Annotated in this window: 30 protein-coding genes and 1 tRNA gene; 22 read left to right on the top strand and 9 right to left on the bottom strand. The window is 45.9% G+C overall.

Annotated elements, in window-relative coordinates; all coding sequences use genetic code 11:
• Positions 1-10 precede the first annotated feature (10 nt).
• Genes scpB through C8R34_RS07765 form a run of 6 tightly spaced genes read right to left on the bottom strand, consistent with a single transcriptional unit; the run spans position 11 to position 4,891 of the window.
• The gene (scpB, locus tag C8R34_RS07790) at positions 11-640 is read right to left on the bottom strand and encodes an SMC-Scp complex subunit ScpB (protein ID WP_110339516.1); all 630 of its coding nucleotides are present in this window, start codon (positions 638-640) and stop codon (positions 11-13) included.
• Positions 606-1,448, bottom strand: a complete 843-nt coding sequence (locus C8R34_RS07785) for a ScpA family protein (RefSeq protein WP_110339514.1) — start codon at positions 1,446-1,448, stop codon at positions 606-608. Before C8R34_RS07785 ends, scpB begins: the two co-directional genes overlap by 35 nt.
• A 19-nt stretch (positions 1,449-1,467) precedes the next feature.
• Positions 1,468-2,670: a tryptophan--tRNA ligase gene (locus tag C8R34_RS07780; RefSeq protein WP_110339512.1), complete on the bottom strand. Its 1,203-nt coding sequence runs from the start codon at positions 2,668-2,670 to the stop codon at positions 1,468-1,470.
• A gap of 26 nt (positions 2,671-2,696) precedes the next feature.
• Positions 2,697-3,362, bottom strand: a complete 666-nt coding sequence (locus tag C8R34_RS07775; protein WP_110339510.1) for a site-2 protease family protein — start codon at positions 3,360-3,362, stop codon at positions 2,697-2,699.
• Positions 3,355-3,987 (bottom strand): L-threonylcarbamoyladenylate synthase, encoded by a 633-nt coding sequence (locus C8R34_RS07770; RefSeq protein ID WP_110339508.1) that lies wholly within the window; start codon positions 3,985-3,987, stop codon positions 3,355-3,357. The genes C8R34_RS07775 and C8R34_RS07770 overlap by 8 nt, the downstream gene beginning before the upstream one ends.
• A 52-nt stretch (positions 3,988-4,039) precedes the next feature.
• Positions 4,040-4,891 (bottom strand): 3',5'-nucleoside bisphosphate phosphatase, encoded by an 852-nt coding sequence (locus tag C8R34_RS07765; protein WP_110339506.1) that lies wholly within the window; start codon positions 4,889-4,891, stop codon positions 4,040-4,042.
• Positions 4,892-5,000: 109 nt separating this feature from the next.
• Between C8R34_RS07765 and C8R34_RS07760 the strand changes: the two genes are divergently transcribed.
• From C8R34_RS07760 to C8R34_RS17355, 15 genes are all read left to right on the top strand, one after another.
• Positions 5,001-6,224 (top strand): NnrS family protein, encoded by a 1,224-nt coding sequence (locus C8R34_RS07760; RefSeq protein ID WP_110339504.1) that lies wholly within the window; start codon positions 5,001-5,003, stop codon positions 6,222-6,224.
• Positions 6,225-6,244: 20 nt separating this feature from the next.
• Entirely contained in the window at positions 6,245-6,394 is a 150-nt protein-coding gene (locus C8R34_RS07755; protein WP_207896456.1) for a hypothetical protein, read from the top strand.
• Complete coding sequence (locus C8R34_RS07750) at positions 6,391-6,675, top strand: plasmid stabilization protein (protein ID WP_110339502.1); 285 nt, start codon at positions 6,391-6,393, stop codon at positions 6,673-6,675. Before C8R34_RS07755 ends, C8R34_RS07750 begins: the two co-directional genes overlap by 4 nt.
• A gap of 266 nt (positions 6,676-6,941) precedes the next feature.
• A complete protein-coding gene (locus tag C8R34_RS07745) occupies positions 6,942-7,229 on the top strand; it encodes a ComEA family DNA-binding protein (protein WP_110339500.1) in 288 nt (95 codons plus the stop codon).
• A 146-nt stretch (positions 7,230-7,375) separates the two neighbouring features.
• On the top strand, positions 7,376-8,263 hold the full coding sequence (gene cysM, locus C8R34_RS07740) for a cysteine synthase CysM (protein ID WP_110339498.1): 888 nt from the start codon (positions 7,376-7,378) through the stop codon (positions 8,261-8,263).
• A gap of 9 nt (positions 8,264-8,272) precedes the next feature.
• Positions 8,273-8,683, top strand: a complete 411-nt coding sequence (gene ybgC / locus C8R34_RS07735) for a tol-pal system-associated acyl-CoA thioesterase (protein WP_110339476.1) — start codon at positions 8,273-8,275, stop codon at positions 8,681-8,683.
• Complete coding sequence (gene tolQ / locus C8R34_RS07730) at positions 8,680-9,360, top strand: protein TolQ (RefSeq protein ID WP_110339474.1); 681 nt, start codon at positions 8,680-8,682, stop codon at positions 9,358-9,360. Before ybgC ends, tolQ begins: the two co-directional genes overlap by 4 nt.
• A gap of 19 nt (positions 9,361-9,379) precedes the next feature.
• Positions 9,380-9,793 carry a protein TolR gene (gene tolR / locus C8R34_RS07725; protein ID WP_110339472.1) on the top strand — a complete coding sequence of 138 codons (414 nt, stop codon included), beginning with the start codon at positions 9,380-9,382 and terminating at the stop codon, positions 9,791-9,793.
• Positions 9,794-9,803: 10 nt separating this feature from the next.
• Positions 9,804-10,790 (top strand): cell envelope integrity protein TolA, encoded by a 987-nt coding sequence (gene tolA / locus C8R34_RS07720; protein ID WP_110339470.1) that lies wholly within the window; start codon positions 9,804-9,806, stop codon positions 10,788-10,790.
• A gap of 114 nt (positions 10,791-10,904) precedes the next feature.
• Positions 10,905-12,140 carry a Tol-Pal system beta propeller repeat protein TolB gene (tolB, locus tag C8R34_RS07715; protein ID WP_258364422.1) on the top strand — a complete coding sequence of 412 codons (1,236 nt, stop codon included), beginning with the start codon at positions 10,905-10,907 and terminating at the stop codon, positions 12,138-12,140.
• Between the two features lie 31 nt (positions 12,141-12,171).
• Entirely contained in the window at positions 12,172-12,693 is a 522-nt protein-coding gene (pal, locus tag C8R34_RS07710) for a peptidoglycan-associated lipoprotein Pal (protein WP_110339466.1), read from the top strand.
• A 2-nt stretch (positions 12,694-12,695) separates the two neighbouring features.
• Positions 12,696-13,598, top strand: coding sequence for a tol-pal system protein YbgF (gene ybgF / locus C8R34_RS07705; RefSeq protein WP_110339464.1), 903 nt, complete (start codon positions 12,696-12,698; stop codon positions 13,596-13,598).
• A 90-nt stretch (positions 13,599-13,688) separates the two neighbouring features.
• On the top strand, positions 13,689-14,345 hold the full coding sequence (gene queE, locus C8R34_RS07700; protein WP_110339462.1) for a 7-carboxy-7-deazaguanine synthase QueE: 657 nt from the start codon (positions 13,689-13,691) through the stop codon (positions 14,343-14,345).
• A 37-nt stretch (positions 14,346-14,382) separates the two neighbouring features.
• On the top strand, positions 14,383-15,054 hold the full coding sequence (gene queC, locus C8R34_RS07695; RefSeq protein ID WP_110339460.1) for a 7-cyano-7-deazaguanine synthase QueC: 672 nt from the start codon (positions 14,383-14,385) through the stop codon (positions 15,052-15,054).
• A gap of 292 nt (positions 15,055-15,346) precedes the next feature.
• On the top strand, positions 15,347-15,472 hold the full coding sequence (locus C8R34_RS17355; RefSeq protein ID WP_110339458.1) for a hypothetical protein: 126 nt from the start codon (positions 15,347-15,349) through the stop codon (positions 15,470-15,472).
• 70 nt (positions 15,473-15,542) lie between these two features.
• On the opposite strand, the gene C8R34_RS07685 is transcribed toward C8R34_RS17355, so the two are convergent.
• Entirely contained in the window at positions 15,543-15,902 is a 360-nt protein-coding gene (locus tag C8R34_RS07685; protein ID WP_110339456.1) for a dihydroneopterin aldolase, read from the bottom strand.
• A gap of 137 nt (positions 15,903-16,039) precedes the next feature.
• Here C8R34_RS07685 and plsY point away from each other — a divergent pair, with 137 nt between their 5' ends.
• Positions 16,040-16,654: a glycerol-3-phosphate 1-O-acyltransferase PlsY gene (plsY, locus tag C8R34_RS07680; protein ID WP_110339454.1), complete on the top strand. Its 615-nt coding sequence runs from the start codon at positions 16,040-16,042 to the stop codon at positions 16,652-16,654.
• Here plsY and tsaD read toward each other — a convergent pair whose 3' ends face one another.
• Positions 16,655-17,686 (bottom strand): tRNA (adenosine(37)-N6)-threonylcarbamoyltransferase complex transferase subunit TsaD, encoded by a 1,032-nt coding sequence (gene tsaD / locus C8R34_RS07675; RefSeq protein WP_110339452.1) that lies wholly within the window; start codon positions 17,684-17,686, stop codon positions 16,655-16,657.
• 148 nt (positions 17,687-17,834) lie between these two features.
• Here tsaD and rpsU point away from each other — a divergent pair, with 148 nt between their 5' ends.
• The 5 genes from rpsU to C8R34_RS07650 all read left to right on the top strand — a co-directional run bounded on the left by rpsU (position 17,835) and on the right by C8R34_RS07650 (position 22,859).
• Positions 17,835-18,047 carry a 30S ribosomal protein S21 gene (rpsU, locus tag C8R34_RS07670; protein WP_013648785.1) on the top strand — a complete coding sequence of 71 codons (213 nt, stop codon included), beginning with the start codon at positions 17,835-17,837 and terminating at the stop codon, positions 18,045-18,047.
• Positions 18,048-18,135: 88 nt separating this feature from the next.
• Entirely contained in the window at positions 18,136-18,582 is a 447-nt protein-coding gene (locus tag C8R34_RS07665; RefSeq protein WP_110339638.1) for a GatB/YqeY domain-containing protein, read from the top strand.
• Between the two features lie 90 nt (positions 18,583-18,672).
• Complete coding sequence (gene dnaG, locus C8R34_RS07660) at positions 18,673-20,472, top strand: DNA primase (protein ID WP_110339450.1); 1,800 nt, start codon at positions 18,673-18,675, stop codon at positions 20,470-20,472.
• Between the two features lie 87 nt (positions 20,473-20,559).
• Entirely contained in the window at positions 20,560-22,758 is a 2,199-nt protein-coding gene (gene rpoD / locus C8R34_RS07655; protein WP_258364421.1) for an RNA polymerase sigma factor RpoD, read from the top strand.
• Between the two features lie 24 nt (positions 22,759-22,782).
• A tRNA-Ile gene (locus C8R34_RS07650) sits at positions 22,783-22,859 on the top strand.
• Between the two features lie 150 nt (positions 22,860-23,009).
• Here the strand turns inward: C8R34_RS07650 and C8R34_RS16455 are convergent.
• Entirely contained in the window at positions 23,010-23,162 is a 153-nt protein-coding gene (locus C8R34_RS16455) for a hypothetical protein (RefSeq protein WP_165872541.1), read from the bottom strand.
• Between the two features lie 244 nt (positions 23,163-23,406).
• Here C8R34_RS16455 and C8R34_RS07645 point away from each other — a divergent pair, with 244 nt between their 5' ends.
• Positions 23,407-23,991, top strand: coding sequence for a hypothetical protein (locus C8R34_RS07645; protein WP_181415483.1), 585 nt, complete (start codon positions 23,407-23,409; stop codon positions 23,989-23,991).
• Positions 23,992-24,063 lie beyond the last annotated feature (72 nt).

The raw sequence follows: 24,063 nt of genomic DNA, 5'->3' as shown, positions 1-24,063 counted from the left end.
GTCGGGAAATCTAACGATCTGACGCTTCAGGTGCAGAAAAAGGTAATTCTTGGTGGTTATCGCTGGACTCGATCAGCGATCTCATTTCTTCAAGTGGCGGGAGTTCTTCTAAAGTACGTAAATTCAAATCATCCAGAAACTGTGATGTCGTGGCAAACAATGCCGGTTTTCCGGGTACGTTGCGGTGTCCGACTGCTTCAATCCAGCCACGCGTAGTGAGTGTTTTGAGCACCGAACTGGACACGCTGACGCCACGGATTTCTTCAATATCACCACGCGTCACGGGTTGACGATAGGCAATAATGGCGAGTGTTTCCATAATGGCACGTGAATACCGGAGTGTTTTTTGTGGAGTCAGTCGATCCAGATACGGCTGTATCTCAGCTTTGGTCTGAAAGCGCCAGCCGCTCGCTACAGTGACCAGTTCTACACCGCTATCGCGCCATTTCTCGCGAATTTCTTCCAGTATTTTGGATAGCAATGCAGCGCTCAATTCATGGTTGAATAATTTTCTCAGCTCATTAATAGGCAAAGGCTCCTGCGTTGTCAGCAATGCGGCTTCGAGAATTTTACTGGTTTTCTCAGGCGTGAGTGAGTCCAATGCGTCAGGCTGATTCGGCGGCGTCGATTGAGCGGACATAAATGATTCCAAAATCTTGGGATTGAGAAATTTCCAGTAGCAATTCCTTAGCCAGTTCCAGAATTGCCAGAAAGGTAACCACAACTTCAGCGGCAGTCGCTGTCGGGCTAAACAAGTCGTAGAATTCCACTTGTTCCTGTCCGCGCAGATCGCGTAAAACCTGACTCATATAAGCACGTACGGAAAGCATCTCACGTTTGACTTGATGATGACGGTTGACTTTGGCACGCGTCAGGATGGTAGTCCAGGCATGTCGCAAATCATCCAGATTGATATTGGGTAATTGTTCGGCAACGTTTTGTTCGATCCATACCTGAATGACGGTGAAGTCACGCTCAGCTTGCGGTAATTCATTCAGGCGTGATGCGGCTTTTTTCATTTGCTCGTATTCGAGTAAACGCCGCACCAGTTCAGCGCGTGGATCGTGCTCTTCTTCCATTTCCGTTTTTGGAGTGGGCAGCAACATGCGCGATTTGATTTCAATCAGCAACGCAGTCATCAGCAGATATTCGGCGGCCAGTTCCAGTTGATCAACGCGCATCATGTCAACATAGGTCATGTATTGCAGAGTGAGTTCGGCCATCGGAATATCCAGAATATTCAGATTATGCTTGCGGATCAGATAGAGCAGTAAGTCCAACGGTCCCTGAAAGGTATCCAGGAAAACTTCGAGCGCATCCGGTGGAATATAAAGATCCTGCGGAATTTCCAGCAAGGGCTCGCCACAGATTTTGGCTATGGGAGATACGTCGACAGAATCACTCACTGAATTCACTGCGCTATACAACGTATTCGGTTGTGGTTGCATTAATCCAGTACGAAGTGCATCAGGAGTAACTGAGTCCCATCGCTTTGCGGATGTCGCGCATGGTTTCTTCCGCCAATTTGTTGGCTTTCTCACAACCGTCTGCAATGATGTTGCGTACTAGCGTCGGGTCTTCTTGGTATTGCCTGATGCGCTCGACCATCGGCGCTTGTTCAGCCAGGATCGCATCAATGACGGGTGATTTGCAATCCAGGCAACCGATTTCCGCGTTCCGGCAACCGTGTTGCACCCATTCTTGCGTACTGTCATCGGAATAGACCAAATGGAATTGCCATACCGGGCATTTGGCAGGGTCGCCTGGGTCGCTACGTCGCACTCGCGCCGGATCGGTGGGCATGGTGCGGATTTTCTTGCGAATGCTTTCGGGATCTTCCCGTAGGCTGATGGTGTTGTTATAAGACTTGGACATTTTCTGGCCATCCAGTCCAGGCATTTTGGAGGCCGCGGTGAGCAGGGTTTCTGGTTCGTTCAAGATCATTTTACCGCCGCCTTCCAGGTAGCCAAATAAGCGTTCGCGGTCACCTAGGCTGAGATTCTGTTGTTCATTCAGTAATGATTTGGCTTCTTCCAGTGCATTTTCATCGCCCTTTTCTTGATACAGCGTGCGCAGCTCGGCATACAGTTTTGATTTTTTTGAGCCCAGCTTCTTGATGGCCAACTCAGCTTTTTCTTCAAAGCCGGCTTCTTTGCCATAAATATGATTGAAACGGCGGGAAATTTCGCGCGTAAATTCCAGGTGTGGCGCTTGGTCTTCACCAACTGGCACCCGATTGGCGCGGTAAATCAGAATATCTGCGCTTTGTAGCAGCGGGTAGCCGAGAAAACCATAAGTGCTGAGGTCTTTCTCGGATAGTTTTTCCTGTTGATCTTTGTAAGTGGGCACGCGTTCCAGCCAGCCGAGCGGTGTCATCATCGACAGCAATAAATACAGTTCCGCATGCGCCGGGACCTTGGATTGAATGAATAAAATCGCCTGTGATGGATCGACGCCAGCAGCCAGCCAGTCAATCACCATATCCCAAACATTTTGCTCGATAATTTCCGGCGTATCGTAATGAGTCGTCAAGGCATGCCAGTCGGCGACAAAAAACAGGCATTCGTATTGTTGTTGCAACTTTACCCAGTTTTTTAGTACGCCATGATAATGTCCTAAATGCAGGCTGCCGGTGGGGCGCATGCCTGATAAAACGCGATCAGCAAACATGTTGATTTCCTAAATTTAAAACGTTGTTAAATATATAATCCAAAAACTGACACAATCATTATTTTGGCCCAGGTGATTGCTGGCCCGATCACGGCACCCAGTACACCGCTGAATAACAATGCCAGTAATATCATAAAGCCGTAAGGTTCGATGCGGGAGAATTGATAAGCCAAGCGGTGCGGCAATAAACTGACCGCCATGCGACCACCATCCAGCGGGGGCAGCGGCAGCAGGTTGAGCACCATCAATACGACATTGATTTCAATACCTGCGATTCCCATAAGTGCCAATGGTTTTGCAAAACTGCTTTCGGGCATGAAAATGGCCAGTTTGATCATCAACGCCCAAAAAAACGCCATCAGCAGATTAGCACCCGGTCCGGCAGCGGCAACCCAGAGCATATCGCGTTTGGGGTGGCGCAGATTGGAAAAATTAACCGGCACCGGTTTGGCCCAACCAAATAAGAACCCTGCGCCGACAGTCACCTTACTGAGAATAAATAATGATAGTGGTACCAGGATCGTGCCGATCAGGTCGATGTGTCGCACCGGATTGAGGCTGATGCGTCCTTCATTAAAGGCTGTGAAGTCACCGAACCGTTTGGCGATATAACCATGTGCCGCCTCATGCATGGTGATGGCAAAAATAACCGGTAAGGCATAAATAGCGATGCCTTGAATGATGCTATCCATGGCTGATTCCAAAGGGCTCTATGCTGCCTTTGCCTTGTCGGATCAATTCGGGCACGTCGCTGGTCAAATCAATCACGGTGGTCATGTCGATGCCGCAGGAGCCGGCATCCATCACCAATTCTACTTGATGCTCCAGGCGTTCGCGGATTTCCTCCGCGTCATTCATCGGTAATTCATCCCCCGGCAATACCAGCGTGGAACTGAGCAAGGGTTCGTCGAGTTCTTCCAGTAGCGCCAGTACAACCGGATGATCGGGAATGCGTAGGCCGATGGTATTGCGCTTGGGATGTTGCATGCGGCGCGGCACTTCTCGCGTTGCTTGCAAAATAAACGTATAACTGCCGGGCGTCGTCGCTTTGAGTAACCGATACTGGCTGTTATCCACTTTAGCGTAGGTGGAGATTTCCGCCAGATTCCGGCACACCAGTGTGAAATGATGATGATCGTCCACTTGCCGGATGGTGCGGATGCGCGACATCGCGTCTTTGTCGCCGAGATGGCAGCCCAGGGCATAACAGGAGTCCGTGGGATAAACGATGATTCCGCCGCTGCGTACTATCGCAACAGCTTGCCGGATCAGGCGCAAATGCGGTGTGTCGGTGTGAATTGAAAAGAATTGGGCCACAGTAAAGAAAATGTCTGGATTAAAGAATGATTAGGGTAGCATATCGTGAAAATTATTCGATTGATGTAAGATTTTTCCAGTCATGCCAGACCGGCTTGCATCCCAGCGGAAGTTCGGGCAATTGGCCCAGATCGTAATAACTCTCACCAGGACCATGAAAATCTGAGCCGCAAGAAACCATCAGATCCATGTTCCGTGCATGTTTTGCAAAATCTATGACTTGCTCTGGTGTGTGGCTTGATGTGACCACTTCGATGGCTGCTCCGCCTAACGCGCAAAATTCATCGAATAGATCATTGAGTACATTTTTACCCAAATGATAGCGTCCCGGATGCGCAATGACTGCCCGGCCTCCGCTGCCGCGAATCCAGTCGATCGCATCGCTGAGTGCTGCCCATTCGTGAGGGGTATACCCCGGCTTGCCTTTGATCAGATATTTTTTAAATACGGATTTGACGTCTTTAGCATAGCCTTGCTCGACCAGAAAACGCGCAAAGTGTGTGCGTCCAATCAAGCGTTGCTCGCCCACATACGCATAAGCGCCTGCCAGACTGTCGTGGATGCCGATTTTGGCGAGCTCTGCGGCGATATTCTCGGCGCGCTGCGTGCGGCCTGCACGGACAACGGCCAAGCCTTCAATGAGTGGCGTATACTGCGGATCAATGTCCAACCCGACAATGTGTAGTGTGCGTCCGCGCCAGCTGACAGAGATTTCCACGCCGTTTATAAATGTGATATTTTTCGTTTCGGCTATTTGGCGCGCTTCTGCAAGCCCGGCGATGTCGTCGTGATCGGTTAGAGCCAGCGTTTCAACACCTCGGATGGCTGCCCGTTCGACTAATTGTGTGGGAGTTAACAAGCCATCAGAAATGGTGGAATGACAATGCAGATCAATATTGAGCATGAAGCGGATTATATGCGCAAAGCGGGACGTGCACCATAAGCAAATAACCCGGCTTAAGAGAAACTACTCTGGATTCATCAATAAATTACACGTTTCATAAGGAATTAGAATGACCATGACCTCGACTATGCGCGATCATATTTCCGCTGCACCGCATCGCAGCTTGTTTCTGGCCGGCGCACTGCAAGGCGTGCTGACTGTACTCTGGTGGGTGTTTGACCTGACCGGGCGCTACGCCATTGCCGGATCAGCCACAACTTGGAGCATTGCACCTACTTGGGCGCATGCCTTCCTGATGGTCTATGGATTTTTCCCGTTTTTTATTCTCGGTTTCCTGTTTACTACTTACCCCAATTGGATGAACGGTGACAAAGTAAAACCGCGCGAATACATGGCCACCAGTCTACTGATGGCGCTCGGCGTGGTGTTGTTTTATGCAGGCCTATTGACGCACAAAGTGGTCATCATCATGGGCGTAGAGATCATGCTGGTCGGCTGGGGTGTCGCGGTGTATGTGTTATTTCGTATCTTACTGGGCACACCTGCGCAAGACAAGCGCCATGCGCGGGTAACCAGCGCTGCGCTGCTCATGGGCTGGCTGGGTCTGGCGGCGTATTTGGGTTGGCTGGTCACCGAAGTTCCGGCAGCACTGGATTTTGCGCGTCATGCGGGCATCTGGTTTTTTCTGTTGCCGATCGTGCTGACGGTTTCGCACCGCATGATCCCCTTTTTCTCCAGTCGGGTATTGGACAATTATGAAATGGTCAGGCCCTACTGGATGCTATGGTTGATGCTGGCCTGTATTGTTGTGCACGGCTGCCTGCAATGGCTGGAGATGACTGCTTATCTATGGATCGTGGATTTTCCGCTGGCAGCCTGTGCCATTTATTTATCGTACCGTTGGGGGTTTTTGCGCAGCTTTAAAGTCAGTTTGCTGGCGGTATTACATGTTTCCTTCGCCTGGCTCGGTGTGTCGATGTTGTTGTACGGGATACAGAGCTTGGTATATCAGCTATCCGGCAATATGCTACTTGGCTTGGCACCCTTGCATGCATTGGCGATCGGCTACTTTGCCAGCATGGTATTGGCGATGGCGTCACGAGTTACGCTCGGACATTCCGGGCGGCCATTGGAATTGGATCGTTTCACATGGCTGCTGTTTCTAGGTTTCCAAGCGGCAGCCGCACTGAGGGTTCTAGCGGATATCGTGCCGGCGATAGCACCGATGTTCTATGTGGCCGCCGGACTCGCCTGGCTGATTTGTTTTGTGCTCTGGGCGGCCAAGTACGCGCCAATTTACTGGCGGCAACGGGTGGATGGGAAGCCGGGATAATAAGGTTTAAGCGGCAGAGAGTGTTTTGTTGTGATGAAAGTCGAACATATCACTATTTGCGTGAAGTGGAGCTGGAGGCTGCGTTGTATGAGGCGAAGCAGGACATGGTATCCGGTCGATTCAGCAAAGAAAGTGTCGATCAGCATGTCGATGATCTATTTTCAAAATGAGCTACACGCTCATTTATACCGAAAGCTATAAAAAACGTGCCATACGCTTTGCTCAAAAGCATCCCGAATTAAAAGAGCTTTATCGCAAGACCTTACAACTTTTGGTCTTTAATCCATACCGCACTTCTTTGAGAATTCATTCACTGAGAGGTAAATTGGCAGGGCTGTATTCAGTTTCAATCAATCTTAATTATCGTATTACCTTTGAGTTATTGATTGCTGAACATGAAATTATCTTGGTTAATGTGGGTAGCAATGATGAAATCTACCAAGTTGGGTAGGGGTGGTTTTCTTCGGGTACCTTTTGTTGACGCGATTGTCTTTCAGCAGCAATAGTCGACCGTCTTTTACCTATCATTATTCTAGGTATTTATTGGATTAACGTGGGAGGTGCTGGAATCTTTTGAAGAAAATAGATTTTTCAGAGATGGTTAATTCAATTAATTTCTTCTGTATCCGATATAACCCAAGCCTGTGTAAGTAGCATCTAGGTTTTTTATGCAGGGTTTTATTTCTATGTATCAATTGCTTATGATAAAGGAGATATATGAAGAAATTGTTTTTTGTTATGATTCTGACACTGTTGTTTGCCGGTACTACATTTGCGGCTATCAATATCAATACAGCTTCGCAGGCTGAACTTGAATCTTTGCAGGGTGTTGGCCCTGCGAAAGCAAAAGCAATCGTTGAATTTCGTGAGAAAAATGGTTCCTTTGCTTCTGTGGATGATTTAAAAAAAGTTGACGGTATTGGTTCTGGAACCATCAAACAGCTGCGCGATGTGGTTACGGTTGAAGCCGGTAAAAGTACGGAAACTCCAGCCAAGCAGGAATAAGTTTCTAGTTCTAGTGTTTTTCTAAATAAAAGCCTCTCTGAGAGAGTTTCAGAGAGGCTTTTATTTTATTTAGGTAGGCGTTCACAATGTTTCACGCAGATTGCTTATGTGATAATCTCAAGAAACCTATTATGAAGTTTTCGTCCATGTATAAAACGATTGAAAGTTATGTCGGTAACACGCCTTTAGTAAAACTCAAGCATCTGCCTGGGACAACCAGCAATATCATTCTCGCCAAACTTGAGGGTAATAATCCTGCCGGTTCGGTAAAAGACCGACCGGCATTGTCCATGATTTCGCATGCGCAGCAACGCGGAGAAATTAAACCGGGCGATACGCTGATTGAGGCAACCAGTGGCAATACCGGTATCGCGTTGGCGATGGCTGCTGCTATTATGGGTTACCGTATGGTGCTGATTATGCCGGAAAACCTTAGTGTAGAACGGCGACAATCCATGCGCGCATATGGTGCGGAGCTGATTCTGACTCCCAAATCCGGCAGTATGGAGCAAGCGCGTGATGTGGCGGAGAAAATGCAGGACGAAGGGAAAGGCATCATTCTGAATCAATTTGCTAATCCGGATAATCCATTGGCGCATTATGAAGGCACAGCACCAGAAATTTGGCGCGACACCGATGGGAAAATTACCCATTTTGTCAGCAGCATGGGAACTACCGGAACGATCATGGGGTGTTCGAGATTTTTCAAAGAACAGCGACCAGCCATTAAAGTGATTGGCGTGCAGCCGGAGGAAGGTTCACAAATTCCCGGCATTCGCAAATGGTCGCCTGCTTATTTGCCTAAAATCTATGATGCGCAACGAGTGGATGAATTATTATATGTTTCTCAAGGAGACGCTGAAGATTTAACGCGCCGGCTGGCAAGCGAAGAAGGGATTTTTGCAGGCATCTCATCGGGCGGTGCTTTGGCAGCGGCATTACATGTGTCTGCGCAAGTTGAAAATGCGATAATTGTATTTATCGTATGTGACCGCGGTGATCGTTATTTGTCGACAGGTGTTTTTCCTGCTTAGCGAAACAGCATGCTAATCAATAATTTTTCACTTCCTGTGCGTGTCTATTACCAAGATACGGATGCTGGCGGTGTGGTATATCATTCAACCTACCTTAATTTTATGGAGCGTGCGCGATATGAGTGGCTCAGGGAATTAGGGTTTAATGTAAAATTACTAACTGAAATTCACAATGTATTGTTCATGGTACGCTCGCTTGAGATCCAATACCTCAAGCCGGCGGTCCTTGATGACTTTTTGAATGTGACAGTGGCCGTTAAGGAGATAGGCAGAAGCCGCATTGTGCTATCTCAGGAAGTTTTATGCAGCCATGTCAAATTAGTAAATGCCACGATCCATGTGGTGTGTGTCGGTGCAGAAACACTGAAGCCAGTCAGCATTCCTGCACCATTACGTGAGAGAATTGGGAAACCCGCATGAGTACAACAGTAACACAAGATATGTCGTTTCTGCATCTGATCAGTAGCGCCAGTTTGCTGGTACAACTGGTGATGCTGATTTTGGTCATGATTTCACTTTTATCATGGTGGTTTATTTTTCGTAAATTATTCGTTATTCGCAATGAGATAAAGAAGACTGATGATTTTGAAGATATTTTTTGGCGTGGCGCCGATATGAACGCGCTTTATCAGCGCACAACAAGTGCACGCTATGACTCGGGCAGTATGGAACGTATTTTTGCTGCTGGTTTTAGTGAATTTAATAAGCACCCGCCAGGATCTGATCTTGAAGCGGTGATGGACAGTACGCGCAGAGCCATGCGGGCGACTTATCAGCGGGAAATGGATTACTTGGAATCACACCTATCGTTTCTGGCGACGGTCGGGTCAGTCAGTCCTTATATTGGTTTGTTGGGTACCGTGTGGGGAATTATGAATTCTTTTCGCAGCTTATCGAGCGTCACGCAAGCTACCATTGCGCATGTTGCGCCGGGTATTGCGGAAGCACTGATTGCAACTGCGATGGGATTGTTCGCGGCAATTCCTGCCGTGGTTGCTTATAATCGCTATGCCAGCGGTACTGATCAACTGGCAACCCGGTTTGAGAGTTTTATGGAAGAACTGTCCAATGTATTGCAACGGCGAGCAGCCGGATAAACACAACTGAGAGGATTGTATGGCGCGTCGTGCCAAACATCGATTAATGAATGAAATCAATGTGGTGCCATACATTGATGTCATGCTGGTGCTGTTGATCATTTTTATGATTACAGCGCCAATGATTAACCATGGACAGATTGAGTTGCCGCAGATTGGCAAATCATTGGCGACACCGGCTGCACCAATGGAAGTGATTATTAAAGCAGATGGCAGCTTGACCTTACGTGATCGCGCCAAATCATCGGTGGAACAGAAAGTGGATCGGAACCAGTTGATTGAAGCTATTAAGCAAAAGCAAGCACAGAATACGGAACAGCCGGTGGTAATTGCGGCCGACAAAAATGTACGTTACGAAGAAGTGATCAAAGTGATGGACATTCTGCAGCAAAATCAAGTGCAGAAAGTGGGTTTGCTGGCGCAACAAAAATGAATGAGCTGTAATGAGTGTGAGCGTCTTACGCAATTTTTCCCATTCCGAACCAAAATCATTATTGGCGGGTGTGCTGGCGGTGCTGGTGCATCTCGTTTTTGTCGCGCTAATGATTTTTGGCTTGAATTGGAAAGACCATCCGCCAGAAGGCATGATCGTAGATATATGGACAGAGTTGCCTAAATCTGTGCAGGAGCCGGTAAAAACTCAACCACCTCCGAAGCAACCTAAGCCCGTTCAGGAGTCTGTCAAACCTAAGTCGGAGCCAGAGCCGGAACCACCCAAGCCAGAGCCGCCCAAACCGGAACTAACTAAGTCGGAGCCGCCTAAACCTGCGCCGCAGAAAGCGACTACACCACCGATTAAGAAACCTGATATCGCAATGAAAGAGAAGCCTGAGCCCATTAAAGAGGCTAAGCCGGATGTGGAAGAGCAAAAGAAAAAAGAACGAGAGAAAATTAAAGAGCAGGAAAGATTGAAAGAGCTTGAAAAGCAAAAGGAACTTGAAAAGAAAAAAGAATTAGAAAAACAGAAAGAACTGGAGAAACAAAAAGAATTCGAGAAGCAGAAAGAGCTGGAAAAACAAAAGGAATTACAAAAGCAGAAAGAAAAAGAGCAAGCCGTACAGCGGCAGCGTGAACAAGAGGCAAAGGCACAGCGGGAAGCCGAAGCTAAACGTGCTGCTCAGCAAGCAGCGGCGAGAAATCAGATAACGAACGAGATTTCCAAATATAAGGCGATGATTCTTGCCAAGATCAGGAGCAGAATCGTCATGCCGCCTGACCTGCCAGGTAATCCGGTGGTTGAGTTCAATGTCACGCTGCTTCCGGGTGGGGATATTCTGGATGTCAGGTTAAGCAAGAGTAGCGGACATACGGCTTTTGACAGTGCTGTCGAGCGTGCAATCTTTTTATCAAAGCCATTGCCACTGCCGCCTGATCCTACTTTATTCAATGAGTTTCGTAACTTGAATATTACCGTGCATTATCGTGAATGATTGTTATAATCATCGTGAATTTTTTTGTTTTCTAACAACTTAATACTTATGTCAATTCATTGGTTCAAAACTATTCGTAGTAGTGCATTGATTCTACTTTTATGGTGGGTGAGCATGCCTTTGCATGCGCAACTGAATATCGAAATTTTTGGTGGCGGCGCATCACGCATACCCATCGCCATTGTTCCTTTTGCGGAAGAAAATAAACTTAATCAGGGTATCACGCCGGTGATTGGTGCTGATTTGCAACGTACGGGTTTGTTCAAATTGGTGGATTCCTCCGGGTTATCCCCTCATGTGCCGACCGATGTGGTATATGCGGATTGGGCGAATCGCGGTGCCAATGCGCTGGTCATTGGTCGTACGATAGCGTTATCCGGCGATCAAGTGGAGATTCAATTCCGCTTGATGGATGTTGCGAAGAAATCGCAATTAACGGGTTTGTCGATTACTGTTCCTAAAACACAATTGCGTGCCGCCGCGCATCGCATTGCAGACGTTATTTATGAAGCATTGACCGGCGATGTGGGGGTATTCAGCACGCGTATTGCCTATGTGCTGAAACGGGGTAATAAGTATGCACTGCAAGTTGCGGATGCAGATGGCTATAACGCACAATCCATCATTGAGTACACGGAGCCGATTATTTCTCCGGCTTGGTCACCGGATGGTAATCAACTGGCTTATGTTTCATTTGAAAATAAAAAACCGATTGTGTATGTGCAAACATTATCAACGCGTGAGCGTAGAGCGGTTGCCAGCTTTAAAGGCAGTAACAGTGCGCCGGCCTGGTCGCCCGACGGTAAAAAACTGGCCGTCGTACTAACCGGACAAGGCGGATCGCAAATATTTCTGGTGAATGTCGATGGCAGCGGTTTACAGCGATTGAGTCGAAGCTCCGGAATCGATACCGAGCCAAATTTTTCTCCCGATGGTCGGTACATCCTATTTACATCTGATCGCGGCGGTAGCCCGCAAATTTATCGCATGGCAATCACCAATGCCGAAACCAGTAATGCTGAACGCCTCACTTTTGAGGGGAGTTACAATGTCAGCCCGGATTTTAGTCAGGATGGTAAAAGTTTCACGTTTATCCATCGCGGTGATAGTCGATTTAACGTAGCCGTTCAAGAAATTGGTTCACGTCAGGTGCAGATACTGACCAATTCCAAATTTGATGAATCTCCAAGTTTTGCGCCCAACGGCAAGATGATCTTGTATGCAACTGAGATTGACGGGCATGGTATATTATCCGCTGTTTCGAGGGATGGGCAAACAAGGCAACATCTTTCCGTACAAACAGGTGATATCAGGGAGCCGGCATGGGGGCCTCTGCCTAAGTGGAAATAACGCAAGTTTTTTAATTACAAGGAGTGAGTAAATGAGGAAATTAGCAGGTATTGCATTAATCGTGTTGTTATCAGCGTGCGCCAGCCAGACAACTCAGCCTGAGGTTGATGATCTAACCGCAGGTGGAGTCGGTAGCGGTTCGGGTGGCAGTGATTTGATGGACTCTGGTTCCGGAAGGCCGAGCTATTTTAGTCAATTGCAAGACCCTAACAGCATTCTGTCGCAACGTAGCGTTTATTATGACTATGATAGTTATACCGTTAGAAGCGACTACAGGGAATTAGTGTTGTCACACGCCCGGTTCTTACGCGACAATGCCAGCGCCAGTGCGATTCTGCAGGGCAATACCGATGATCGTGGCAGCCGTGAATACAATCTTGCGTTGGGACAACGTCGTGCGGATAGCGTAAAAAATATGATGACATTAGCGGGTGCCCGCGATGAACAGATTGAATCTGTGAGTCTGGGCGAAGAAAAGCCACGCGCATTGGGGCATGGCGAATCAACCTGGAGCCAGAATCGCCGTACAGATATTCTTTATCGAGGTGAGTAAACATGCTGATACGCGCTTTCTTACTATTGCTATTAATGAGCGGTAGTGCCAGTCATGCGGCATTGTTTGGCGATGATGAGGCACGCGAACAAATCAGCGTCTTACGGAAACAAGTCAATGAGATGGAAGCGCGTATTGCCAAAATGGAGCAAGCGTTGAATAGCCAAGCGCTGCTTGAGCTGTATGCAAAGGTTGAAACGCTCGGGCTTGAATTGGGTAAGCTAAACGGGCAAATAGAAATGCTGAGCAACGATAATTCGCTGTTACAAAAGCGACAGCGCGATTTTTATATTGATTTAGACAACCGTTTGCGCGAAATTGAGCAGCCTAATAAGCGAGCTCCTTCATCTCATCCTAGTCCGAAAGGCTCACCGCAGAGCATGGTAACGCCGCCATCCAATGAATCGGCAGCGCCAGCTTCACTCGCGGCGACTGCAGTAATGCCGGAAGTTGCAGCAACTGAAGAAACAGTTGCTGCGGCACAACCCGATTCAAGAGCATTGTCAGCCAATGAATTGATGCCGCCCAGTCCAGTAGAAAACGATGCCTATAAAGAAGCCTTTAATTTATTTAAAAATGGCGATTATGCAAGCGCCATCGCACAATTTGAGAATTTCCTGGAGAGCTATCCGCAATCGAATTTGGCACCCGGGGCTGCCTACTGGGTTGGTAATGCACGCTACGCGCTGCGTGATTATCAATTGGCTATTGATGCACAAAAGAGATTGATTAATAAGTATCCGGATAGCCTTAAAGCGCCGGATGCTTTTCTTAATATGGCCACTAGCCAGCATGAAATGGGTGATAGTAGGGCGAGTAAGCATACCCTAGAAGATTTGGTAACAAAGTATCCGAGCAGTGACGCCGCAAAAAAAGCCAAGCAGCGTTTGGCCAATTTCAAATAAATTCTTCATATCACAAGTAGCACATGCTATTTGTTGCACTAGCCGGTAGGCGATCGTGGTTAAATTTTTTCCTCCAGATAGTCAAGCATTGTGCAAACACTAGAAACAACAACTTTGCGTATCAGTGAGATTTTTTTTTCCTTACAAGGAGAGACAAGTCGCGTCGGCCTACCAACGGTTTTTGTACGTTTGACGGGATGTCCTTTGCGGTGCGGCTATTGTGATACGGCCTATGCTTTTACTGGCGGCGGCAATATATCGATATCAGAAATCCTGAACCAAGTCGCGCACTATAAAACCCATTACGTGACAGTGACAGGCGGCGAGCCTTTGGCACAGAAAGCATGCTTGGTTCTATTGACAGCATTGTGCGATGCGCAGTATTCAGTATCATTGGAAACCAGCGGCGCGCTGGAGCTATCTAATGTGGATACACGTGTATGTAAAGTAATGGATATCAAAACACCCGGCTCGGGGGAAATGACTAAAAATAACTGGTTCAATCTTGCTCATCTGACTCAACAGGATGAGATTAAATTTGTACTTTGTGATGAGGCAGATTATCAATGGGCTTGTGAAATCATTTACAACCGGCAGCTACAGAAAATATGTCCTATCCTGTTTTCACCTGTTCATGCCGAGCTTGACCCAGCGACATTGGCGGCCTGGATTTTGCGTGACCAACTGCCGGTGAGAATGCAGATTCAGTTGCATAAATTACTGTGGGGAGAAGGGCCTGGGCGTTAATGTTTGCGATACCCTAACCCATCAGGCCGATTAGCGTATGAAAAAAGCGGTTGTATTGTTATCGGGTGGACTGGATTCTGCAACAGTGTTGGCTATTGCACGAAACCAAGCATTTCAGTGCCATGCTTTGAGTGTCGATTATGGTCAGCGCCATCAGTCAGAATTAACGGCTGCGCAAAATGTTGCGCGATCTTTGGGTGCTCATGCCCATCAAACTATCCGGCTGGATCTGGCAGTGTTTGGTGGATCTGCACTCACCGATCAGTCGCTCGAAGTGCCGGTCTCCGGAGAAAATATCGGTATTCCCATTACCTATGTTCCTGCCAGAAATACCATCATGTTGTCACTGGCGCTGGCATGGGCAGAAACACTGGATTGTCAGGATATTTTTATCGGCGTGAATGCGGTCGACTACTCCGGTTATCCCGACTGTCGTCCGGAGTACATTCAGGCCTTTGAGAAAATGGCGAATTTAGCAACTAAGGCAGCCATTGAAGGCAAAAAAATAACCGTTCATGCACCGCTGATTAGTTTGTCTAAGAAAGACATTATTGAAAAAGGGTTGGCATTAGATGTTGATTACAGCTTGACTGTTTCCTGCTATCAGGCGGATGTGATGGGGCGAGCCTGTGGTAGGTGTGATTCGTGCCGCATCCGACGTGCTGGATTTATTGCAATGGAAATAGCGGATCCAACACGTTACCAATAGCAAGTTATTAACTCTAAATAATAAATGATAGCTTGCGGGTATTATGGTTAGTTGATATAGCTGGCCGTATGGGATAGCTAATCATATATGCTTGTGACATATTGTTTTTGAGGCAATTAATTTCATATTATTCTCGACATTTGTAATATTGGAGGTTGGGGAAGTGGTTTTAATATTTTGATATATAATAGTTTTTGTGAATATCTTCTCAAAAGAATCTCTAGCTAGAGATTCTTTTTTGGTAATGAAAAATTGTGGAGGTAGTTTTAAGCAGAAGTGATCTTGGTTTTTAATCCAACAGGCCATTGTCGGTACACCGAGTAACGATAATCTGGTGGGCGCGGCCGGCAATGATACCTTGGCTGGTGCGGCAGGCGCCGACTCGTTAACGGAGGGAGCAATTAAAATAGATTTTTAAAACAATATTGCGAAGGCACCAATAACGTATCCTTGTAATTTGATGCAAGGATACGTTGTGGATTTAATGCTTAAACAGAACTGGCTTTTCGTTCAATACATACTCCCAGTTTTTTTACCCCACGTATAATTCCAAGTTTTGCAACACTGATTTTAACCCATGGTGAATGAAACTCCATCAGGATGGTTTGTGCGATATGTTCTGCCAGGGCCTCCAGTAAAGAAAAGTGTTGTTCTGCCAGAATCTTGTTAATTCTTTCAATGATCAGAGCATAATCCAGCGCGTCTTCGATATTGTCCGATTGGCATGCCCGGCTGGTTGGGAGTGCAATCTCCAGATCTAATTGAATGGTTTGGGGGACTTTGCGTTCCCATGGATAAATTCCAATTAAGGTTTTTGCTTTGAAATCGTGCAGAAAAATAATATCCATCGGTGATTAAGCGCTAAAATGAGCAAGCTGTTGCCGGAATTAAAAAAGCACTGAGTCAATGTTTCTTTAATGGGCATTTTGCTGATGTGAAATATCTGGGATTCTATTCTATTTTGTTTGGATGGTGCTAATTACACATGACAATATTGTTGTTTGCTTTGTTGGCTTACTTATTGGGATCTGTTTCTTTCGCGGTGGTATCCAGTTGGATTTTTAAATTGCCGGACCCGCGTACATACGGTTCTAAGAATCCGGGAGCAACCAATGTCTTGCGTAGTGGTAAGAAAGCTGCAGCTGTTTTGACATTGTTGGGCGATGCCGGTAAAGGCTGGCTTGCGGTGGTTTTGGCGCAATATTATGCCCCGATTTGGGGATTGGGTAATGAAGGGATTGCTGTGGTTGCACTGGCAGTATTTCTTGGGCATGTTTTTCCAGTATTTCTGCGCTTCCAGGGCGGTAAAGGCGTCGCAACCGCAGTGGGTGTGTTGCTGGGTTTAAATCCGTGGGTTGGTTTGATGGCGATAGCGACTTGGCTGTTGGTTGCATTGATTTGGCGCATATCGTCCTTGTCGGCTTTGGTTGCGGCAGTACTGACGCCGCTTTACGCCGCGAGCATGCTGGGTTTTGAAGGGAGTACGCTGGCGGTTTTATGCATGTCATTGGTGTTGGTCTGGCGTCACCAATCGAACATTGTTAGTTTGCTGGCTGGCAAAGAAGGACGCATTGGTGAAAAGAAGTCCTCGGTTCCTTGATTAGTCGCTTGATGCTTTAAGTGTTTCCAGATTCCAACGTGCCCTGACGGTGAAGCTGCTTGTGGGTTGCCAGGTTTTATGCGGCGCAGCTTGCAATCGCATTGCACCGGCAAAGGCGATCATGGCGCCGTTATCGGTGCAGAATTCAAGTTCCGGATAGAAAACGGTTGCTCCGTTTGAAGCTGCCTTGTTGCTGAGATTCTGGCGTAATTGCGCATTGGCGCCTACGCCTCCGGCGACGACCAGTTGTGTGATGCCGGTCTGTGATAGGGCCGACAAAGATTTTTGTGTTAATACTTCTACAATAGCTTGCTGAAAAGCCAAAGCAATGTCCGCGTGGTTCTGCTGCGTGCTTTCCTGCTTGTTAATCAAAGTAAGCACTGCAGTTTTAAGGCCACTAAAACTAAAGTTGAGATCCCCGCTATTAAGCATTGGTCGCGGAAGTTTGAAGCGATTTGGCTGGCCTTGCTGTGCAAGTTTTGATAAGGCTGCGCCACCCGGATAACCCAATCCCAATAATTTGGCTGTTTTATCAAAAGCTTCGCCTGCTGCATCATCAACCGTTTCGCCTAACAGCTTGTATTGGCCTACACCATCGACTTGCATCAGTTGTGTATGGCCTCCGGATACCAGCAATGCAATGAACGGGAAGCTTGGTGCTGGCGTGGATAACAATGGCGATAATAGATGGCCTTCCAGATGATGGATGCCTAGTGCAGGAATGCTTAATGCAAAACTCAATGCGGCGCCAATGCTGGCGCCAACCAAGAGTGCGCCAGCCAATCCGGGCCCCTGGGTATAAGCGATGGCGTTGATTTCGTGTAATTGACATTGCGCTGTGCGCAAAGCTTGCTTGATCAATGGGAGAACACGTCGGATGTGATCGCGCGATGCCAGTTCCGGCACCACACCGCCATATTCACTATGCATTGCTATTTGTGAATAGAGTGTGTGACTGAGTAAACCTCGTGTTGTGTCGAAAAGTGCGATCCCTGTTTCATCACAAGAGGTTTCAATACCTAGAATAAGCATTAGGGAAAATGGGAGAGAAGATTTGCGCTTTTATAACAGAATTCTTGGTGTTATAATCAAAAACTTTTTTATGCCTCGTTGATTTTGTTGTTCTGGCACGAAAAGAAAATATTATATATTAACTAACAACCGAGGATTTTGCATATTTATGACAACTATTAAAGTCAAGGAAAATGAGCCATTTGAAGTTGCTATGCGACGTTTTAAGCGATCCATAGAAAAAACAGGGATACTGACAGAATTGCGTGCGCGTGAGTTTTATGAAAAACCAACAGCAGAACGTAAACGTAAGCTGGCAGCGGCTGTTAAGCGCAATTACAAACGGTTGCGTAGTCAATTGCTACCTCCTAAGCTTTATTAGATCATAGCTATTTACATGAAAGTAACTTGATGCTTCTGCTTTTTGAGTATTATGTGAAAGCCTAATGGTTGTGCCGGAAACTGCTACTATGAGTTTGAAACAGAAAATTACTGATGATATGAAGGCAGCTATGCGCTCGGGCGACACCAAGCAGCGAGATACGATTCGCTTGTTGCAAGCGGCTATCAAGCAGCGTGAAGTGGATGAACGCATAGTACTTGATGACGCAGCGGTAATTGCGGTGATTGAGAAAATGCTCAAACAGCGTAGAGATTCTATTGCGCAATATGAGGCTGCGCTGCGTAATGATCTGGCTGATAAGGAAAAAGACGAAGTTGCTATTTTAAGTGCCTATATGCCGCAAGCATTGAATGACGCCGAGATAGATACTTTGATTGCTGAAGCGATTTCAGCGACAGGAGCCAAAAACATGCAGGATATGGGTAAGGTGATGGCTTTGCTGAAGTCAAGACTTGCTGGACGTGCTGATATGGCAAAAGTATCGATACTGATTAAAGAAAAAATATCAGCCTGAAATTGTGCTCTATTCGGGAATTGCTGGTTCTTAAAAAAACTGTAATTTCTTTATAATTGATTGCGGGGCACTATTGATAGTTTTCTATAGATGATTCCTCAGCCTTTTATTCATGATTTACTCAGTCGTGTAGATATTGTTGATGCGATTGACCGTCATGTTCCGCTTAAAAAAGCAGGCGCTAATTTTGTAGCCTGTTGCCCGTTTCACAGTGAAAAAACTCCCTCATTTACGGTCAGCCAAACCAAGCAGTTTTATCATTGTTTTGGTTGCGGAGCACATGGTAATGCGATCAGTTTCTTGATTGATTATAGTGGCTTGAGCTTTGTTGAGGCAGTGCGTGACTTGGCCGCCTATGTGGGCATGCAAGTACCGGTGCAGCAAGTCGATACAACTTCCAATCAAATTGATACCAATGATTTATCACAATATCGGATAGAAAGAGATGGTATCCATAATTCAGAGGTATCGCCACAAGATTTGATCAATGTAATGCAGGTTGCTACTCAGTTTTATCGAGAGCAACTGAAAGTATCAGAAAAGGCGATTGCTTATCTCAAAAAACGTGGATTGTCCGGTAAAACTGCAGCGCGGTTTGCAATGGGTTATGCACCTGCGGGTTGGCAAAACCTTGAAGCGGTTTTTCCTGATTACCAGTCTGAAGAAACCCGGGGATTATTGGTAAAAGCAGGGCTGATCATCATTAATGATGAGGCTAGGCAATATGACCGATTCAGAGATCGCATTATGTTTCCGATCCTTAATCAAAAAGGCCAGATTGTTGGTTTCGGCGGCAGGGTATTGGAGCAGGATGAGCCGAAATATTTGAATTCTCCAGAAACAATTTTATTTGAGAAAGGACGGGAGTTATATAATTTCTTTTCCGCCCGTCGTGCCATTCGTGAGGCGAATTGTGTGATTGTGGTAGAAGGTTATATGGATGTGATCGCACTCTCGCAACATGGGATTGATTATGCCGTGGCTGCTTTGGGTACAGCGACCACCAGTTTTCATATTCAGAAACTTTTGCGCCAGACCGATCGCATTATTTTCTGTTTTGATGGCGATAAAGCAGGTAGAAAGGCAGCATGGCGTGCGCTTGAGAATAGTTTGGCACTCATTTCGGATGATAAATATTTAAGTTTTCTGTTTTTGCCTGAAGGTGAGGATCCCGACAGTTATGTGTGTCGATATGGAAAGGAATCTTTTGAGCGGCAACTCAAGCAAGCAATACCCCTATCGGAGTTTTTATTCAAGGAATTATGCTCAGGAATAAATCTTCAAACCGGTGAAGGTCGTGCCAAATTAGTGAATGATACGAAACCCTTACTGCAACAAGTGAAGGCACCGGCGCTGTCATTGATACTTTTAAATCGCTTGGTTGAATTGAGCGGGATTAGTCGAGATGAATTGGAAGATTTGTTGCAAGTAAAACGTATATCGACGGCTCGTAAGACGGGGAATGCGCATAGAAAACAGCAGATTACACTCTATCATCGATTGATCCGGATGCTGTTGTACAGTCCGAATTATATCGCTAAACTGGATAGAAATTTGCTTGTCGAATGCAGTGAAGATACCGAAGAATTTGCTGCCCTAAAAACGCTGGTTGATTTTTTGAATACACATGCTCACCTAGCTGAGAGTAAATCAACTCCTTCAGTATTGACTTATTTGCAAGACAGTCCATATAGAACGCTACTGGAGAGTATTGAAAGTGAGACCCTGGAGTGGGGTGATCCGGATGATATAGAGATGGAATTTTTGGATACCTTAAAGAAATTGCAACAAATACAAAATAAGAAGCGTATGACTGAGTTACACAGCAAATCTTTGGATAGGTTAACCGATGAAGAGAAACGAGAATTGCAACGATTAGCCATGCTATGAAGTGAGTTACTAAGTGTCAGTTGTATCGAATTTTGATATAATCTGGCGTTTTCAGCTTTTAATTTATCCATATTATTGGAATACAACATGCCAAGAACAAAAGTGGTCAAGTCAAAAGATACTGAAGTTATCAAGAAAGAGAAAGTAACAACTGTAGAAATAAAAAATACCGATAAAGAAATGCTGGAAAAAGAGGCGCTTAATCAGTTAACAGCTAAAACTGAAAAACAAATCGAAACATCTCCTAAAGCAATTGACATCAGTATTGATGAGATGACGCAAGCAGTATTGGATACTAATGATATCGAGTCTGGTAACGGTAAGAGAACCCGGGGCAGAACGCCCAAAAAGATAAAAGCAGCTGCTGATCAGTTGGATGAGCTGGCACCTATTGCTATCAGCCAGAATAGTGCCGCGTTGCCGCAAGATATTGAGGCACGCCGCATGCGCCTCAAAATACTTATCGGATTAGGTAAGGAACGCGGTTATCTGACTTATGCTGAGATCAACGATCATTTGCCTGATGATATGTTGGATGCAGAGCAGATAGAAGGCATCATCAGCATGATCAATGATATGGGCATATCGGTACATGATGAAGCGCCGGATGCTGAAACATTGCTGATGTCGGATGCTGCGACAACCGTTGCCGACGAGGATGTGGCGGAGGAGGCTGAAGCTGCACTTTCTACAGTAGACTCTGAGTTTGGACGTACGACGGATCCTGTGCGTATGTATATGCGTGAAATGGGTTCAGTAGGATTGCTGACGCGTGAAAGTGAGATTGAGATTGCCAAACGCATCGAAGGCGGTTTGCGTCATATGATTCAAGCGATTTCAGCTTGTCCGCCGATTATTGCGGGAATTGTCGGTCTGGCAACCGAAATTGAAAAAGACAGCTTACGTATTGATGAAGTTGTAGATGGGCTGTTAGATGCCAATGCACAAGACATCATGAACGAAGAGTTTTCCGAAGAATCATTGGAACAAGAGTTAGAGGCCGGTGATCTCGAAGACGAAGACGAAGACGAAGATGGAGACGCCGCAGTTGCCAGTGCAAATTTGTTGAAGCTAAAAGCTGATGCGCTGGAACGTTTTGCAGTTATTCGTGAGATTTATAACGAGATGCAAGCGCTGCTTGAAAAAGAAGGGCCTTATCACTCTGGATATATTGAGTTACAGGATAAAATTTCATCTGAATTGATGGCTATTCGTTTCTCGGCAAAAATGGTCGAGAAGCTCTGTGATACGCAACGTGAATTAGTGGGTGATGTCCGCAACTATGAACGTAAGATAATGGATCTGTGTGTATCCAAAGCGAAGATGCCAAGAAATCATTTTATCAAGACATTTCCTGGAAATGAGACAAATCTTGGGTGGGTAGCGCAAGAAATCCAAGCTGGTAAGCCCTATAGTCAGGCGCTTGAGCACTATAAGCCTGCAATTATGGAAGAGCAACAGAACTTGCTAACACTGAAAGATAAGATTGGCATTCCCATTAAAGATCTGAAAGAGATCAATCGCAAGATGTCGACGGGCGAAGCTAAAGCACGCCGAGCTAAACGCGAAATGACGGAGGCGAACTTGCGTCTGGTGATTTCGATCGCTAAAAAATATACTAACCGTGGATTGCAATTTCTTGATCTGATTCAAGAAGGAAATATTGGCTTAATGAAAGCGGTCGATAAATTTGAATATCGGCGCGGCTATAAGTTTTCAACCTATGCAACATGGTGGATACGACAAGCAATTACCCGATCGATTGCCGATCAGGCGCGTACTATCCGAATTCCAGTGCATATGATTGAAACGATTAATAAAATGAATCGTATTTCACGCCAAATTCTGCAGGAAACCGGGCAAGAACCAGAGCCAGCGGTTCTGGCGCAAAAAATGGAAATGCCCGAAGAAAAAATTCGTAAAATTCTGAAAATCTCCAAAGAACCTATTTCTATGGAAACACCAATCGGTGATGATGAAGATTCCCATTTGGGTGATTTTATCGAAGATGCAGCAACAATGGCGCCAGCCGATGCGGCAGTTTATGCTAGCTTAAGGGGGGTTACAAAGGATATACTGGATTCGTTAACACCGCGTGAAGCCAAAGTACTACGCATGCGTTTCGGAATTGAAATGAATACCGATCATACGCTGGAAGAAGTAGGGAAGCAGTTCGATGTTACGCGTGAACGTATCCGACAGATTGAAGCCAAAGCACTGCGTAAACTGCGTCATCCAGCACGTTCCGAGCGTTTGCGAAGTTTCTTGGATACGGGAAATAATTGAGTTTAGCTTAAAATAATAATATACGGGTCTGTAGCTCAGTTGGTTAGAGCAGGGGACTCATAATCCCTTGGTCGCTGGTTCGAGTCCAGCCAGACCCACCAAAAAATCAAGCGCTTAGTGACAAAAATCCTAAGTGCTTTTTTCTTTTCTTAAAATTGTAACCGTTTTGTAACCGCAGTCCATCATTGGTTTGATGTATCTAAATAGCAGGAATTTAATAATACCGACTTCTAATTTGCGTCGTTGTGAATCTACTTGACACTTGGTGCGATGGATTCAAAATCAGGAGAATCCCAACCTCGCGAACCCCGTTTGGCGCGAAGTGTTTTAAAGATTTCGCCACATTCAGGAGTAAGTGTTTTTGCTAAAAAATGGGCAATCGATTTTTCAATGCGTGGTTGCATGTAAATCTCAGAATTCCATTCATTAGATTAAAGTTTCAGGTTTGAAGGACAGATAAACAAATGCATCTGGCTTTAATAAATCTACAAACATTTCACTTTTTAACGGATTATCTCTATGCTTTATTGAGAATAGGCACAACAGCTTTGCTCTTGTGCATGGTATGAGGACAGACTGGCTATGCCAGACTGTAGTAATGGGCGTGAAGTTTGCTGCAAATATGGACTGTAAAGCAAAAAAGGGAAAATGAATTTAAATCAGTATATAGAAGCCATTCACAAACGTTTCCAATCAGGCATAGCTAAAGAACATGCTTATCGAGGAAATCTTGAATCACTTATTCGTGAATTAGTGCCAGGCGTTGAAGTCACCAATGAACCGGCTAATGTAACTGAGTGTGGCAACCCAGATTATGTAATCACAAAAGGGAAAATACCGATTGGTTTCATTGAAGCTAAAGACATCGGCAAAGATTTAAATGATAAGCAGTATAAGCCTCAATTTGACCGCTATCGTAAGGCGCTAGACAACCTCATCATTACCGATTACCTTTGGTTCCAGTTCTATCAGAACGGCGAAATAGTTGCGGAAATCCGCATTGGTGATATCAAAAACAACAAGATTGAACCGCTGACAGAAGGCTTTTCCGAATTTACTGCCCGGATACAAAATTTCTGCACATTTATCGGGCAAACAATCAAATCCCCGAAAAAGCTTGCTGAAATGATGGCAGCCAAGGCAAAACTATTGCAGATGATTCTTGAGAAAGCGATTGAGTCAGATGAGAAATCACAAGAAAATACTAGTCTGTTGACACCGATCGAAACTTGACACTAAAAGCCTAGTTGTACCGGTTGAAAACTGACCAGGTAATTCACGTATCTTGCCTAAATTTTAGGCGGG

Origin of the sequence: Nitrosomonas sp. Nm84, from assembly GCF_003201565.1 — a bacterium.
GTDB lineage: Bacteria > Pseudomonadota > Gammaproteobacteria > Burkholderiales > Nitrosomonadaceae > Nitrosomonas.
This window is presented reverse-complemented; position numbering and strand designations above follow the sequence as displayed.

Excerpts from the sequence above, each read along its gene's own strand:
- scpB (WP_110339516.1), bottom strand. The coding sequence starts at position 640 with ATGTCCGCTCAATCGACGCCGCCGAATCAGCCTGACGCATTGGACTCA.
- C8R34_RS07785 (WP_110339514.1), bottom strand. The coding sequence starts at position 1,448 with ATGCAACCACAACCGAATACGTTGTATAGCGCAGTGAATTCAGTGAGT.
- C8R34_RS07780 (WP_110339512.1), bottom strand. The coding sequence starts at position 2,670 with ATGTTTGCTGATCGCGTTTTATCAGGCATGCGCCCCACCGGCAGCCTG.
- C8R34_RS07775 (WP_110339510.1), bottom strand. The coding sequence starts at position 3,362 with ATGGATAGCATCATTCAAGGCATCGCTATTTATGCCTTACCGGTTATT.
- C8R34_RS07765 (WP_110339506.1), bottom strand. The coding sequence starts at position 4,891 with ATGCTCAATATTGATCTGCATTGTCATTCCACCATTTCTGATGGCTTG.
- C8R34_RS07760 (WP_110339504.1), top strand. The coding sequence starts at position 5,001 with ATGACCATGACCTCGACTATGCGCGATCATATTTCCGCTGCACCGCAT.
- C8R34_RS07750 (WP_110339502.1), top strand. The coding sequence starts at position 6,391 with ATGAGCTACACGCTCATTTATACCGAAAGCTATAAAAAACGTGCCATA.
- C8R34_RS07745 (WP_110339500.1), top strand. The coding sequence starts at position 6,942 with ATGAAGAAATTGTTTTTTGTTATGATTCTGACACTGTTGTTTGCCGGT.
- cysM (WP_110339498.1), top strand. The coding sequence starts at position 7,376 with ATGTATAAAACGATTGAAAGTTATGTCGGTAACACGCCTTTAGTAAAA.
- ybgC (WP_110339476.1), top strand. The coding sequence starts at position 8,273 with ATGCTAATCAATAATTTTTCACTTCCTGTGCGTGTCTATTACCAAGAT.
- tolQ (WP_110339474.1), top strand. The coding sequence starts at position 8,680 with ATGAGTACAACAGTAACACAAGATATGTCGTTTCTGCATCTGATCAGT.
- tolR (WP_110339472.1), top strand. The coding sequence starts at position 9,380 with ATGGCGCGTCGTGCCAAACATCGATTAATGAATGAAATCAATGTGGTG.
- tolA (WP_110339470.1), top strand. The coding sequence starts at position 9,804 with ATGAGTGTGAGCGTCTTACGCAATTTTTCCCATTCCGAACCAAAATCA.
- tolB (WP_258364422.1), top strand. The coding sequence starts at position 10,905 with ATGCCTTTGCATGCGCAACTGAATATCGAAATTTTTGGTGGCGGCGCA.
- pal (WP_110339466.1), top strand. The coding sequence starts at position 12,172 with ATGAGGAAATTAGCAGGTATTGCATTAATCGTGTTGTTATCAGCGTGC.
- ybgF (WP_110339464.1), top strand. The coding sequence starts at position 12,696 with ATGCTGATACGCGCTTTCTTACTATTGCTATTAATGAGCGGTAGTGCC.
- queC (WP_110339460.1), top strand. The coding sequence starts at position 14,383 with ATGAAAAAAGCGGTTGTATTGTTATCGGGTGGACTGGATTCTGCAACA.
- C8R34_RS07685 (WP_110339456.1), bottom strand. The coding sequence starts at position 15,902 with ATGGATATTATTTTTCTGCACGATTTCAAAGCAAAAACCTTAATTGGA.
- plsY (WP_110339454.1), top strand. The coding sequence starts at position 16,040 with ATGACAATATTGTTGTTTGCTTTGTTGGCTTACTTATTGGGATCTGTT.
- tsaD (WP_110339452.1), bottom strand. The coding sequence starts at position 17,686 with ATGCTTATTCTAGGTATTGAAACCTCTTGTGATGAAACAGGGATCGCA.
- rpsU (WP_013648785.1), top strand. The coding sequence starts at position 17,835 with ATGACAACTATTAAAGTCAAGGAAAATGAGCCATTTGAAGTTGCTATG.
- C8R34_RS07665 (WP_110339638.1), top strand. The coding sequence starts at position 18,136 with ATGAGTTTGAAACAGAAAATTACTGATGATATGAAGGCAGCTATGCGC.
- dnaG (WP_110339450.1), top strand. The coding sequence starts at position 18,673 with ATGATTCCTCAGCCTTTTATTCATGATTTACTCAGTCGTGTAGATATT.
- rpoD (WP_258364421.1), top strand. The coding sequence starts at position 20,560 with ATGCCAAGAACAAAAGTGGTCAAGTCAAAAGATACTGAAGTTATCAAG.
- C8R34_RS16455 (WP_165872541.1), bottom strand. The coding sequence starts at position 23,162 with ATGCAACCACGCATTGAAAAATCGATTGCCCATTTTTTAGCAAAAACA.
- C8R34_RS07645 (WP_181415483.1), top strand. The coding sequence starts at position 23,407 with ATGAATTTAAATCAGTATATAGAAGCCATTCACAAACGTTTCCAATCA.